Source organism: Pseudarthrobacter cellobiosi (genome assembly GCF_023913755.1).
Lineage (GTDB): Bacteria > Actinomycetota > Actinomycetes > Actinomycetales > Micrococcaceae > Arthrobacter > Arthrobacter cellobiosi.
The window spans coordinates 42474-55038 of sequence record NZ_JAMXBJ010000041.1 but is presented as its reverse complement, the minus strand read 5'-3'; the positions used below and the strand labels follow the sequence as shown (position 1 = coordinate 55038).

Annotated in this window: 11 protein-coding genes; 3 read left to right on the top strand and 8 right to left on the bottom strand. The window is 65.4% G+C overall.

Annotated elements, in window-relative coordinates; all coding sequences use genetic code 11:
• Positions 1-50 precede the first annotated feature (50 nt).
• On the bottom strand, positions 51-1028 hold the full coding sequence (locus NG696_RS08300) for a hypothetical protein (RefSeq protein ID WP_252567980.1): 978 nt from the start codon (positions 1026-1028) through the stop codon (positions 51-53).
• A 511-nt stretch (positions 1029-1539) separates the two neighbouring features.
• Entirely contained in the window at positions 1540-3024 is a 1485-nt protein-coding gene (gene dacB, locus NG696_RS08295; protein ID WP_252575123.1) for a D-alanyl-D-alanine carboxypeptidase/D-alanyl-D-alanine endopeptidase, read from the bottom strand.
• A gap of 154 nt (positions 3025-3178) precedes the next feature.
• Between dacB and NG696_RS08290 the strand changes: the two genes are divergently transcribed.
• A complete protein-coding gene (locus NG696_RS08290) occupies positions 3179-3667 on the top strand; it encodes an inorganic diphosphatase (RefSeq protein ID WP_056347687.1) in 489 nt (162 codons plus the stop codon).
• 107 nt (positions 3668-3774) lie between these two features.
• Entirely contained in the window at positions 3775-5100 is a 1326-nt protein-coding gene (locus tag NG696_RS08285; protein ID WP_252567977.1) for a carboxylesterase family protein, read from the top strand.
• A 74-nt stretch (positions 5101-5174) separates the two neighbouring features.
• Here NG696_RS08285 and NG696_RS08280 read toward each other — a convergent pair whose 3' ends face one another.
• Positions 5175-7610 carry a phosphoketolase family protein gene (locus NG696_RS08280; RefSeq protein WP_252575170.1) on the bottom strand — a complete coding sequence of 812 codons (2436 nt, stop codon included), beginning with the start codon at positions 7608-7610 and terminating at the stop codon, positions 5175-5177.
• A gap of 144 nt (positions 7611-7754) precedes the next feature.
• Between NG696_RS08280 and NG696_RS08275 the strand changes: the two genes are divergently transcribed.
• Positions 7755-8354, top strand: a complete 600-nt coding sequence (locus NG696_RS08275) for a hypothetical protein (protein WP_252567975.1) — start codon at positions 7755-7757, stop codon at positions 8352-8354.
• A 51-nt stretch (positions 8355-8405) separates the two neighbouring features.
• Here NG696_RS08275 and NG696_RS08270 read toward each other — a convergent pair whose 3' ends face one another.
• The 5 genes from NG696_RS08270 to serS all read right to left on the bottom strand — a co-directional run bounded on the left by NG696_RS08270 (position 8406) and on the right by serS (position 12525).
• On the bottom strand, positions 8406-8531 hold the full coding sequence (locus tag NG696_RS08270; protein WP_252567973.1) for a DUF1761 domain-containing protein: 126 nt from the start codon (positions 8529-8531) through the stop codon (positions 8406-8408).
• A gap of 26 nt (positions 8532-8557) precedes the next feature.
• Positions 8558-8914 carry a hypothetical protein gene (locus NG696_RS08265; protein ID WP_252567971.1) on the bottom strand — a complete coding sequence of 119 codons (357 nt, stop codon included), beginning with the start codon at positions 8912-8914 and terminating at the stop codon, positions 8558-8560.
• A gap of 53 nt (positions 8915-8967) precedes the next feature.
• Positions 8968-9825, bottom strand: coding sequence for an HAD family hydrolase (locus NG696_RS08260; protein WP_252567969.1), 858 nt, complete (start codon positions 9823-9825; stop codon positions 8968-8970).
• Positions 9826-10056: 231 nt separating this feature from the next.
• Positions 10057-10725, bottom strand: coding sequence for a hypothetical protein (locus tag NG696_RS08255; protein WP_252575122.1), 669 nt, complete (start codon positions 10723-10725; stop codon positions 10057-10059).
• Between the two features lie 519 nt (positions 10726-11244).
• Positions 11245-12525 (bottom strand): serine--tRNA ligase, encoded by a 1281-nt coding sequence (gene serS, locus NG696_RS08250; RefSeq protein ID WP_252567965.1) that lies wholly within the window; start codon positions 12523-12525, stop codon positions 11245-11247.
• Positions 12526-12565: the final 40 nt, after the last annotated feature.

Below are 12565 nucleotides of genomic sequence, written 5' to 3'. Positions count from 1 at the left end.
CCCTGTAGTTCGTTTCAGAAATCGGCCGGTTGCGCTGTCCTTCACTCGCGTCACGGAGTCTTCGTGGCAACTTCGGCAGGAGCCGTGTCGGCATAGACGTCCTTGCTGACCTCATATCCGTGCCGGTCGAGCTCGAGTGCTCGTTTATTGATGTCGGCAAGTTGGGCGCCGGTGAGCTGTTCGATTTTGACGAGGTCCAGGGTTTCCTGCTTCACACCACCCTCGGCTGTCACCTTTACCAGCCCAGTGCCGGCTGAATAGAACTTACGCTGGTGGCCTACATCCGGTTCCAGCGGATTGTGCTCATCAATCACCAGCACGTCTCCGTAGCAGCCGGTGGGGACGCATAGCGCTACGTTTTCCTCGTAGGCACGCGCGCAATCGAGGAAACCCACTGAAGCCGCGTGAGCCTGAACATACTCCGGCGTGCCGGTCCGTGGCCGCGCTTGCATTGCAATTCCGGCCTGGCTCCCCGAAATCCCGTGGATGAAAGTGTTGGGGGCCCCGATAAACTTGTCATTCTCGAACTCCTCGGGGTACTCACCGAAGAGCCAAACCGCTCCGGCATTATCCTGGGCAAAGAAGGCAAGCTCCGATTCAACCAGCGCCCCGTCCTCGTAGTCGCGGTCCCACATCACCAGGGTTTTCACGCCGTCAATAACCTTGGTCAGGCCAGTTACGGTGTGTGTGACCCTCCGCTCGGTGGTGCCATCTTCAGCCTGGACCGTGCCAGTGGTGGTGTACTTTGTGCCTGGCTTCAGCGGAAACCACTTGTTGTCGATCGTTGGAGAGCTCTGGAAAGCCGTCTTGTCGAAATTGACCGCAGACCCTGGCCCGCACAGCTCTGGCGCCTGCGACGTCGCTGTCGGCGTCGGTGACCCTGACGGCGATGCCGGCTCCGAAGTGGCGGTGGAGCTGGGCTGCGCCTGCCCGGCAACCGGCGCCGCGCACGACGCCACAGTCGACATCGCCAGAAGCAGCGTGAACGCGGAACTGAGGGCTAATAGTCGCCTACTTGGCTGGAGCATGATTGTGGCCTTCGCTATCGGAATTTATTGCTTTCAGCAACTGCCACGGGCGCCCCGTTTCGGAGCTCACCGAGGGGCAGCGCTGTCGAAACCGCGCCGGGCCTGAGGCGATCCGAAGACGTCCCCTACGGAGCGCGGCGAGCCGCCGAACGCGCGGCCTCAAGCCCAAGGTCATGCCGTGCCGCGTCTTGGCGGGAGTGGGTCGGGGCGGCATCACGGAATTTGATCGGAAATGGACACCAGCCTCACCCCTTCATGACGTTTCGACGGCGGATGTTCTTTGCGTTGCCAAACGCGGAGCCCCTCGTGTGGTTGAGCCTAGGGCTGGCCTCCGTCAAGTGTCACGAGTAGCCGGTACTTGTTTTTCCGCCCGCCGCGCCGCAAGTACGTGCTCCTAAAAGATCCTGCCCGCATAACAGCGGTCGGGACCCGCACGAACGGTGTTGCCAGGCACCGCTAATGCGGCGCAGGGCAGCGGTTACGGTAGGAACCCGGTTGCGGTAGGAGCAGGTCAGCGGCAGCCGCAGGCAGCGAGCGCCGTGGCGGCCCGGTCCAGGGCTTCCCTGTTCCCGGCGGCGCCAGGCTTCAGGTCGTTGCCGATGAAGGAGAAGACCAGGAGCCGGCCGTCGGCGTCCACCACGTAGCCGCTGAGAGCGATGACCGAATTCAGGGTCCCGGTCTTGGCCCGCACCAGGCCGGCGCCGCGGGCCGTGGAGCCGTCGACGTAGCGGGTGTCCAGTGTTCCGGTCAGCCCCGCGACCGGAAATCCATCCAGCGCGGCCCGCAAACGGGTGTCGGTCCCGCTGGTGATGGCACGCACCACTTTCGCGAACTGGCGGGCAGAGACCTGGTTGGCCAGCGCCAGCCCGGACACGTCCGCGAGCCGCATCGTGTCCGTAGGGATGCCCAAATCCGCGAGCTGTGCGCGGACTGCTCCGGTGGCGCCGTCGTTGCTGGCGGGCTCACCCGCAGCCGCCGAGGCCATCCGGCCCAGGACCTCCGCCAGGTTGTTGTCCGAGGTCTGCAGCATGAGGTCCACCTGCTGGCCGACCGTGGCGGACCGGACCTCGGCAAGGACCGCCGGCTCTTCTGCTGGGGGCGCATCGCCCGAGGGTGCGGTGTAACGTTCGACGCCGGCCGCTACCGTGATTCCCGCAGCGGCACCCGCCGTCTTGAGCTGCGCGGCAAACGCCTCGGCGGCGGTGATTGCTGAGTCTTGCGGGCGGGGTCCGGTGGTCACGGCCGGGTCAAAGCGCGCCGAGTTCAGCGCAAGCGGGTACAACGGGGCAACCTCGCCCCCGGCAACGTCCCCGTCTGCCCACGCGGGGTTCAGCGCTGGGCCGGTGAACAGGGAGTCGTCCACCAGGACCGTCAGCTCGCCGGTTGTTCCTGCGGTTTGGAGTGCGTTCACGGTGGCGGTGGCGAGGTTGGCGAGTCCGGCGTGGCCCATCACCTGGTTGGGCGCGGATTCCCCGGCACCCAGGAGAACGTCGCCACCGCCGGTGAGCACCACCTGATTGGCAGCGGGCCCGGCCAGGACCTTGGTGCTGAAACGGTGGTCCGGCCCGATTGCGCGGAGGGCGGCCACGGCAGTGAGCAGCTTCATATTGGAGGCGGGGATCCGGCTCTCCGAACCGCCGCGGTCAAAGAGGACCTGGCCAGTGAGCGCATCCTGGACCAGCCCCGTGAAGCTGCCGTCGCCGTCGGGCTTTAACAATCCGTCCAATTGAGCGGCGACCGCGGAGGGCAGCGGCACGGGCGCCGACTCCGTGAGCGGAGAAAGGCCCATTCTTGCGGAAAGCGCGGTGGGGGCCTGCTGCCAGGCGGGCACTTCGGGTGTCGCCGCAGGAGGCGGGCTGACGAAAGCAGGGGCAACCAGCCATGCGGCGGGGAGGGCCAGCATAACGATCACTGCCAGGAGCAGCGCGGTGGGCCAGGCTCGCAGCCCGCGCCGGAGGGTGTGCCGGAATGCGCCGGGGCCCGATGTTTCCTTCATGCTGCTGTTGGTCCTCAAGTCCTGAAATTTCCCCGCAAGTTCCTGAAACCTGGGCCTCTCGCTATATCCTCAATAGTAGTCGGCGGCACCGACACTCCTTTTTGTTGTTCGTCTCCCGTGCCGCGAACCCCCTGCAATTGCCGAGGAGCATTCCATGAAGCATGACGTGACCATCGAGATCCCCAAGGGATCTCGCGTCAAGTACGAAGTTGACCACGAGACCGGCCGCGTCCGCCTGGACCGCGTCCTCTTCACCTCCATGCAGTACCCCACGCACTACGGATTCTTCGAGAACACCCTGGGTGAAGACGGCGACCCGCTAGATGCACTGGTGCTCCTGCAGGACTTCGATCTGCACCCCGGCGTCATCGTTGAGTCGCGCCCCATCGGCGTTTTCAACATGACCGACGACGGCGGCGGAGACGCCAAGGTCCTGTGCGTCCCGGTTGACGCCCGCTTCGACCACATCCAGGAAATCAGTGATGTCAGCGAATTCCTGATCAAGGAAATCGAGCACTTCTTCACCCGCTACAAGGACCTGGAGCCGGGCAAGTGGGTCAAGGCTGAGGGCTGGGGCGACCGCGCCGCCGCCGAGGCCGAGCTGGAAGCCTCCATCAAGCGTTACGTGCCGGCAGCGCACTAGCGTCAGTCCGACGGCGGGTGCCGGGTTCGCGAGAGCCCGGCACCCGCCGTCGTTGTTTAATCAGCTCCCCGGCGCGGGCTGCCAGGAAACTGTGGAATCGTTGCCCTGTGAGTTCCGAGCCTTCGTTTAGTCCCCCGTGCGGTCCGATCAGCGGGTGGCGGGACGGTGAGGTGGTTCGCGCCACCGGCATCCCCTACGCCACCGCGGGCCGCTTTCAACCTCCGGTGGCAGCGTCCGACTGGACCGCCAGCTACGCCGCCACTACCCTCTCGCCCGCCTGCCCGCAGGGCCCCGTTCCGTTCCTGGACGACGTCCTGGGTACGCGGTACGGCGAACTCCCCGGAAGTGAGGACTGCCAGCGCCTGTCGATCACCGTTCCGGCCGGGCTTGCCGACGGCGAACAGGTCCCCGTCATGGTGTGGCTGCACGGCGGCTCCTACACGTCCGGCTCCGGCGACCTGGCAATCTTTGACGCCACGTCGCTGGTGTCCGAGAACCGGGTCATCGTGGTCTCCGTGACCTACCGGCTCGGCCTGTTCGGGTATTTGGCTACCGGCACCGGCCGGCCGGCGAACCTCGGCCTGCTGGACCAGTTGGAAGCGTTCCGGTGGGTGCAGCGCAACATCCTGGCCTTCGGTGGGGACCCGGGGCGCGTCACCGCGTTCGGGCAGTCCGCAGGCGGCGACTCCGTAGCCCACCTCATGGCGACGCCCGAAGCGCCGTCCCTGTTCCAGCGGGCCATCATCCAGAGTGCACCGCTGGGGATCACCCGCGGCCGGCACAAGATGAGCCGTGCCATGGGCATCGCGGCCGAAGCCGTCACGGAAGACACCCCGATGCTGGACGTTGTGGCCATCGAAGACCACGTGTCACAAGTGGCCCGGAAGTTTGGCCTGATGGCAGCCATGCCGTTCGGCACCCAGTACGGGCACGCCCCACTGCCGCCGGAATCACGCGTCGAGGCCGCCTGGAACGCCACGGCCCCGGGCATCGAAGTGCTGATCGGGCACACCTCCGACGAGGCACGGCTGTTCCTGCCCCGCAATCCCGTGGTCAGCCGGTTGGGCAAGATCCCGGGCCTGGGTGCGGGCGCCGTGCGGGCGATTAACTGGGCGGTGACGGAGGCGGTCTACGGCAGATCCGCCCGCAAGTTTGCCCGCCGCCACGCCCGCGCCGGAGGAAAGGCCTACAGCTACCTGCTGTCGTGGGGCGCACCCGAAAACTCTTACCGCGCCGCACACACTGTTGACTTGCCGCTGCTGTTCGGAAACCAACAGACCTGGGCCGCTGCCGGACTCCTCAAGGGCGCAACCTGGGACGAGATCGACGCCGTGGGCCGCGAGATGCGCCGGCTGTGGGCCGCGTTTGCCCGCGGCGATGGATTGGGTGAGACGGGCGGGATTCCCGGCGCGCTCGAGTACCGCACGATGTAAACCCGATTCTTTGTCCAGATATCGAGACTTTCGCACGGGGCAAAGCCGCTATAAGTGGACAAAAACTCTAGGTCTCAGGCGTTGAGCACCCAGTTCCGGATCTCCTCCGGGTCCTCACCGTGCGTGCGGGTGTGTTCGCGGGCCTGGATCCGGCGGTCCTGGAGGGTCTGCCGCAGCAGTGAGTGCTTTTCGGCCATGCCAGGTACGCGGTCAATAGCGTCGATGGCCAGCTGGAAGCGGTCGATCCCGTTAAGCATGGCCATGTCGAACGGCGTGGTGGTGGTCCCCTCCTCCTTGTAGCCGCGCACGTGCAGGCCCTCCTGGTTGGTGCGGCGGTAGGCCAGCCGGTGGATCAGCGACGGGTAGCCGTGGTAGGCGAAGATGATCGGTTTGTCCGGGGTAAAAATGCCGTCAAAGTCCGACGCCGGAAGGCCGTGCGGGTGCTCACTAACGTCCTGGAGCCGCATCAGGTCAACCACATTGACAACGCGGACCTTCAGCCCCGGAACACCCCGCTTCAGCAGTTCGGCCGCGGCCACCGTCTCCACCGTGGGCACATCCCCAGCACACGCCAGAACAACGTCCGGGTCCTCTCCCGCCACTTCGGAACCTGCGAATTCCCAGATCCCCAGACCCCGGCGGCAGTGGTTCGCGGCGTCGGCCGGCCCCAGCCAGGTGGGCGATGGCTGCTTACCGCTGACCACAATGTTCACGTAGTCGGTGGATGCCAGGCAGTGCTCCATGACCGACAGCAGGCTGTTCACGTCCGGCGGCAGGTACACGCGGATGACCTCGGCTTTTTTGTTCACCGCGTGGTCGATGAAGCCGGGATCCTGGTGCGAAAAGCCGTTGTGGTCCTGCTGCCACACATGGGACGAGAGCAGGTAGTTCAGCGACGCCACGGGCTGGCGCCAGGGCAGCTTGCGGTGGACCTTGAGCCACTTGGCGTGCTGGTTGAACATGGAATCCACGATGTGGATGAAGGCCTCGTAACAGCTGAATAATCCGTGCCGGCCGGAAAGGAGGTAGCCTTCCAGCCAGCCTTGGCACAGGTGCTCGCTGAGCACCTCCAGAACCCGGCCGGAGCGGGCGAGGTGCTCGTCGACGTCGTCAATCCGGTACTGCCAGACCTTGTCGGTCACTTCGTAGACGGCCTGAAGCCGGTTGGATGCCGTCTCATCCGGCCCGAAGAGGCGGAAGTTCTCCATGTTCAGCGAGATGACGTCCCGCATCCACGAGCCCAGCGTGATCATGGGGCTGATCCGTTCGGTTCCCGGCTCCGCAACGTCGACGGCGTGGGTGGCGTAGGCGGGTAGCTTCAGCGGTGTGCGAAGGAGTCCGCCGTTGGCGTGCGGGGTGGCGCTCATCCGGAGGTTCCCGGTGGGCGCATTCGTGGCTACCTCGGGCCGGAGCCGGCCGTCGGCGTCGAACAGCTCCTCCGGACGGTAAGACTTCAGCCACTCCTCCAGCTGTTTCAGGTGTGCGCCGTTGGTGCGGACTTCCGCCAGCGGGACCTGGTGGCTCCGCCAGGTGCCCTCCACCTGGAGTCCGTCCACTATCCGCGGCCCGGTCCAGCCCTTGGGCGAGCGCAGCACAATCATGGGCCAGTGCGGCGCAACGCCGCTTCCTGCGGCACCGGCTGTAGTGCCTCGGTCGCGCGTTTTCCCGCCTGTTACGTCCGCCCCGCCCCGGCGGGAGTCCTGGATGGCGCGGATCCCGGCCAGGCAGGTGTCGACGGCGGCCGCGAAGTCCCTGTGCGCCTGCTCAGTGTTGGCCGAGTCCTGGACGGTCACGAAATACGGTTCGTGACCGTAACCGCGCAGCAACTGCTCCAGCTGTTCTTGCGGCATGCGCGCCAGGATGGTGGGGTTGGCGATCTTATAGCCGTTCAGGTGCAGGATGGGAAGCACCGCACCATCCGCGGCCGGATCCAGGAAGTTGTGCGAATGCCAACTCGCCGCGAGCGGCCCCGTTTCGGCCTCGCCGTCGCCGATCACGACGGCGGTGATCAGCTGGGGATTGTCGAACACGGACCCGTAGGCGTGGGCCAGCGCGTACCCGAGTTCGCCGCCTTCGCTGATGGAACCCGGGGTCTCCGGAGCCGCGTGGCTGGGAATGCCGCCGGGGTAGGAAAACTGGCGGAAGAGTTCGGCCATGCCTGCCCCGTCAGGGCCCACCTGGCCGTAGATTTCCGAGTACGTGCCTTCAAGCCAGGCGTTCGCCACAACAGCAGGACCGCCATGGCCCGGGCCGGCAACGAAGAGCATTTCCTGCGAGTCCCGGCGGATCACGCGGTTCATGTGCGCATAGACGAAGTTCAGGCCCGGAGTGGTCCCCCAGTGGCCCAGGAGCCTGGACTTGGTGTGCTCCGCCGCGAGGGGCTCCCTCAGCAGCGGGTTGGAGCGCAAATAGATCTGTCCCACGGAAAGGTAGTTCGCGGCCCGCCACCACCGGTCCACAAGGTCCAGTGTTTCCTGCCCCAAACTGTCCTGCCCCATGCTTCCGTCCATGACCATCCTCACGTAGCGGCGCGCCGCCGTCGGCAGCTGAGCCTCCATCGCAACACCTATCGGTACGCGGCACAACCCTGCCCCCTGAGGAACTGCTCGCCGACTTGCCTTGAGACAGAGACCAGCCGGTAGTCTGTGTTTCACATGTTCACGTTGACCATCAACCAGACCGACAGCCGGCGCGACGGCGACCGCGTCCCTCAGCTGCTGAAGGACCTGCGGCACCTACCAGCGCGCCTCGATTTCGACCGGTCGGTGGAGGATGAAGTCCAGGGCATTGTGGACTGCCCGCATCAGGCCGTGGAGGCTGCCCTGATCGCCCTGCGCTGCGGCTCCTGGTACGTGGGGCTCGGCGTCGGACCGGTCAACGAGCCGCTTCCCAACCAGATCAAGGATGCCTCCGGCCACGGCCTGATCTATGCCCGGCGCGCGGTGGACCGGCTCCGGAACAGCAAGGAACGCATCCCGGTTGCCGTGGAAGGACCGTTGGCAGACATCGCCCACGAAGCCGAGGCCGTGCTGCGGCTTTTGGGCCATATTGTGCGGGACAGATCCGGGGCTGAATGGCGCGTGCTGGACCTCATGACCCCCGGCGTCCGCGGACAGCAGAAAGCCGTGGCCCAGGAACTCAGCATCACCACCCAGGCCGTCAGCAAAGCAGTGGCCAGGTCCCAATGGAACGAGGAACACGCTGCCCGCCCCGCCGCCGCACGGTTGCTGGCGCTCATCCTTGAGGTGCGCTGAACACAGCTGGCTCACGCCGCCTGCTGCTGAAGGCCTCTTGCAGGGCGCCCCCTACTGCATGGCGCCAATGATTGCCCCCATCGCCGTGAAAGTCACGATGTTGTAGCCGGCGTTGATGGCGAACAGCGTGAGGCTGCGGCGTTCGAAGAGGTAGTTGACACCCAACGCGGCTGCCACCCAGGCCGCGCCGGTAGCCAGCCCGGCTAGGGCTCGGCTAGGGCACCGAATCCGGCACCGCCGTCGCCGATAAACGCCGCGAGCACCACGGACATCACCGCTGCGAGCAGGAACGATCCCACGTTGAAAATTTGCGCGGGGTTTTCACTGATGAGGTAGGTGCGCTGGAGTCCCGAGTAAAACCCGGCGGCGACTTCTTGCGCCGGACCGTCGGAACCGGCGGGGTCGATCAGCCGGTACGGATCCGAGAGGTTCAGGACCAGGTGGGCCGAAGGTCCGGGCAGGATCTTTTCATAGCGTGCCGCGGGGCTGGCCCGGATGAACCAGAAACCCGTGACGAACGGCCACAGCCCGGGCGGCGCCGGGCACTCCTTGAAGTGCACAGCCCCAGTCTAGGGTTGCCGCTCAAGAGCCACTTGCCGCTACTGCCGGCCCTCTAAATGAGGCTGCGCAGCACGTGCGCGGCGCCGTCGTCGAACACTGAATGTGTGACCTCATCCGCGGCGGCGATAACTTCCTCCGGGGCCTGGCCCATAGCGACTCCGCGCCCGGCCCAGCCCAACATTTCGATGTCGTTCCGGCCGTCGCCAATAGCCACGGTCCGGTGGGGTTCAGCCCCCAACTGGCCGCGGAGCCGTTCCAGCGCGCTGGCCTTCGTAACACCGGCGGCGGCAATGTCCAGCCACGCCGTCCAGCCGACCGAATAGGTGACGCCGGCCAGTCCGATCTCCTGGATGGTTGCGGTGAATTCTTCCGGGGTGTTTTCGGTGCTGAACACCACAAGGCGGACGGCGGTGGCTTCGAGCAGAGTCTGGAAGTCGACGCCGATCGCCTCGACGCCGAAGCTGGCGTCCTGGAATCGTTCCGTGGACAGGAAGTTGCCGTCCTCGTCCTCCAGCGCATACTTCGCAGTGGGCAGCTTCTGCCGCAATGCCAGGAGCGCCGGGGCCGGATCGAAGGTGGCCTTGTGGATGATTTCGTAGCCGTCAGTCAGGTCCGGATCCAGCCGGAGCGTCACGCCGCCGTTGCAGCAGACGGCGTAGCCGCGGTCGATGCCGATCTGCTCGATGATGGGCAGCGTGGCGTTCAGGGAGCGGCCGGTGGCGATGAGGACATCGTGTCCCGCGGCCACCACGGCCTGGGCGGCCTCACGGACAGGCACGGACATGTGGCCGTCGTGGTCCACCAGGGTTCCGTCCACGTCCAGGGCAACCATGAACTTGGTGGTGCTGTTTTCGCTTTCGATCCGCTGGTCATCGATGCCAGCGACTGTGGTCTCAGTCAATGTAGTCATACATCCAGTAGACCAGAGACCCCCTGAAACCGGCTAGGACGCAGGCCACAGCGCGCATGAACTCCCGGTAAATACTCACAGGGTTATCCCCGGTGTGAGTGTTAACCTTCGGCACGCTCCGCCCTCCTGCCAGCCGTAGCTTTCCCCGCCGGGTGGTCAATTCCCCGCCGCATGACACGGGATTCCTAGGCTTGTTCGCAAATCCGAACCTGGAACGCTCAGATGCGCGAACTAGCTCCGGTGCCGTGGACGCAGGCCCGCGGCCAGGAGTTTGCGCCTCAGCCGGTCAGGGTTATCCACATCGGCCCAGCTCCAGCGAGCAAACCCATATCCAAGCGCGCGGATCCGGTCTTCGCGGAGCTTTTCGCGGTACACAGCTTCCTCGGCGGTCATGTCGCCACGGATATCAACATCCAAGTACTTGGCCTTGCCGTCGAACTCACCCACAACACCGTGCTCCGGCCACCAGCAGTCGCTGCGGCCGATGAAGCCGTCGTCATCCCTGAACTGGTGCTGGAGTACGGGTTGCTCGAAGCCGAGGAAATCGAAAGCGGCCCTGCTGTAGGACTCGCCCGCCGACTCCGCCAGAGGACCAGCCAGCCCCGCAACATGCTCCGCGCGTCGCCGGGCTGCCTCGAACGGATGGGCTGCGATGCCGTGGCGAATGTCGGCCACGCTGAGCAGATTGGCATCATCCGGCAGGACGCCTTCGTCATGCAGCCGTCGAGCCAGCCCGTCAGCAACCACCAGAGCCTGGCTCAGCTTGCTCGCCACCATGACATCCACGGCGGTCTGGGTCAGGCCCGTGCATCGGAATTCACCCTGCACGACGGGTTCCACCGCCGTCCTCAGCCGGTACCGAAGTGGATAGGAGCGCGTTTCCCGCACTTCTTTGGCCATAGCTTCCTCGCCGAGAACCATCAGCGGTGATCGTCGCGTCCCGCTGCGTCCGGGGAGTGTCGTTGCAAGTTCGACAAACGCGGGTGTCCTGAGTGTGGGCAGGCCGTTGGCCAGGGCAGCCCTTTCTCCGCACAGCACGGCGCCCTTTCACTGATCTGGCAACCGCCGTCGTCGACCAGGCGAAGCGCTCGAGGGGCAGGCCCGAAGCCACTCAGACGTGGGGACGTAGAATCCGCGCCGGATTCTGACCAGCTTTCCTCTCCTGAAGTCACGGTGAATGGCGTCAATGCCGGCCTGTGTCCGCAGCATGGCGGCAGAATCAATCAGTCCGGGCGTGATTTCCATGCCATCGGGCTGCCTGCAAGGGCCCCTGTCAGCAGGCAGCGGGCCCTATGTGGACAAGCCAGGCGATGGAGGCGGCCTCGGAAAGAAGATTCCTAGGCGTATCCGCGGATCCGAACCTTCAACGTTCAGATCCACGAACAAGCCTAGGAATGGCGCCGCGCCGCGGAGCGAAATCTAGAGGACCGGGAAGACTTCCATGCCGCCGAGGTACTTCTGCAGCGCGGCCGGGACGTTGACCGAGCCGTCGGCGTTCTGGTGGTGCTCCAGGATGGCCACGATCCAGCGGGTGGTGGCCAGCGTGCCGTTCAGGGTGGCCACGGCGCGGGTTCCCTTGGCTACGCCTTCGTCGTTGATCACACGCTCGCGGATGTTCAGCCGGCGGGCCTGGAACGTGGTGCAGTTCGAGGTGGACGTGAGTTCACGGTAGGCGCCCTGGGTGGGAACCCAGGCTTCGCAGTCGAACTTGCGGGCCGCGGACATGCCGAGGTCTCCGGCGGCAGTGTCAATGACGCGGTATGGGAGCTCGCACTTGGCCAGCATCTCCTCTTCCCAGGCCAGGAGCCGTTCATGTTCGGCTGCGGCCTTTTCCACGGTGGTGTAAACGAACATCTCCACCTTGTTGAACTGGTGGACGCGGATGATGCCGCGGGTGTCCTTGCCGTGCGAGCCGGCCTCACGGCGGTAGCAGGAGCTCTGCCCGGCGAACCGGATGGGGCCGGCCGTCAGGTCCAGGATCTCGTCCGCGTGGTAACCGGCCAGGGCAACCTCGGAGGTGCCCACCAGGTAAAGGTCGTCCTCGGCGAGACGGTAGATCTCGGCGTCGTGCTTTACATCAAAGCCGGTGCCCTGCATGGTTTCGGGGCGCACCAACGTTGGGGTGATCATGGGAACGAAGCCGGCCTCGATGGCCTGGTCCATGGCCATCTGCAGCAACGCCATCTCCAGGCGCGCACCCACGCCGCGCAGGAAGTAGAAGCGTGAGCCGGACACCTTCGCGCCGCGCTCCATGTCGATCGCGCCGATCAGCTCACCGATTTCCAGATGGTCCTTCGGCTCGAAATCGGGGAACTCGCGGGGCGTGCCAACGGTCTTGACTACCACATAATCGTCCTCGCCGCCCTCGGGGACCCCGGCCTCAATAAGGTTCGGGATACTGCGCAGCAGTTCGTCCTGCTTGGCCTGGGCAGCGTCTGCTTCGGCCGATGCGGCCTTTACAGTGTTGGCCAGTTCCTTAACCTCGGCGAGCAGGGCTTTCTTCTCATCGCCCTTGGCCTGCGCCACCTTCTTGCCGAAGACGTTCTGCTCGGCGCGGAGGTTTTCAAACCGGATCAGGGCGGCACGCCTGGCGGAGTCTGCGGCGATGATCGCGTCCACCACTGATTCGTCTGCGCCGCGGGCGCGCTGGCTGGCACGGAACTTGTCCGGGTTTTCGCTGAGGTCTTTTACGTCGATCACCAGACAAGAGTATCGAATCCGGCGGAACCAACACTGCCCG

Bases quoted from the DNA above. Each gene is read 5' to 3' on its own strand.
- NG696_RS08290 (WP_056347687.1), top strand. From the start codon at position 3,179: ATGAAGCATGACGTGACCATCGAGATCCCCAAGGGATCTCGCGTCAAG.
- NG696_RS08280 (WP_252575170.1), bottom strand. From the start codon at position 7,610: ATGGACGGAAGCATGGGGCAGGACAGTTTGGGGCAGGAAACACTGGAC.
- NG696_RS08275 (WP_252567975.1), top strand. From the start codon at position 7,755: ATGTTCACGTTGACCATCAACCAGACCGACAGCCGGCGCGACGGCGAC.
- NG696_RS08255 (WP_252575122.1), bottom strand. From the start codon at position 10,725: ATGGCCAAAGAAGTGCGGGAAACGCGCTCCTATCCACTTCGGTACCGG.
- NG696_RS08300 (WP_252567980.1), bottom strand. From the start codon at position 1,028: ATGCTCCAGCCAAGTAGGCGACTATTAGCCCTCAGTTCCGCGTTCACG.
- dacB (WP_252575123.1), bottom strand. From the start codon at position 3,024: ATGAAGGAAACATCGGGCCCCGGCGCATTCCGGCACACCCTCCGGCGC.
- NG696_RS08260 (WP_252567969.1), bottom strand. From the start codon at position 9,825: ATGACTACATTGACTGAGACCACAGTCGCTGGCATCGATGACCAGCGG.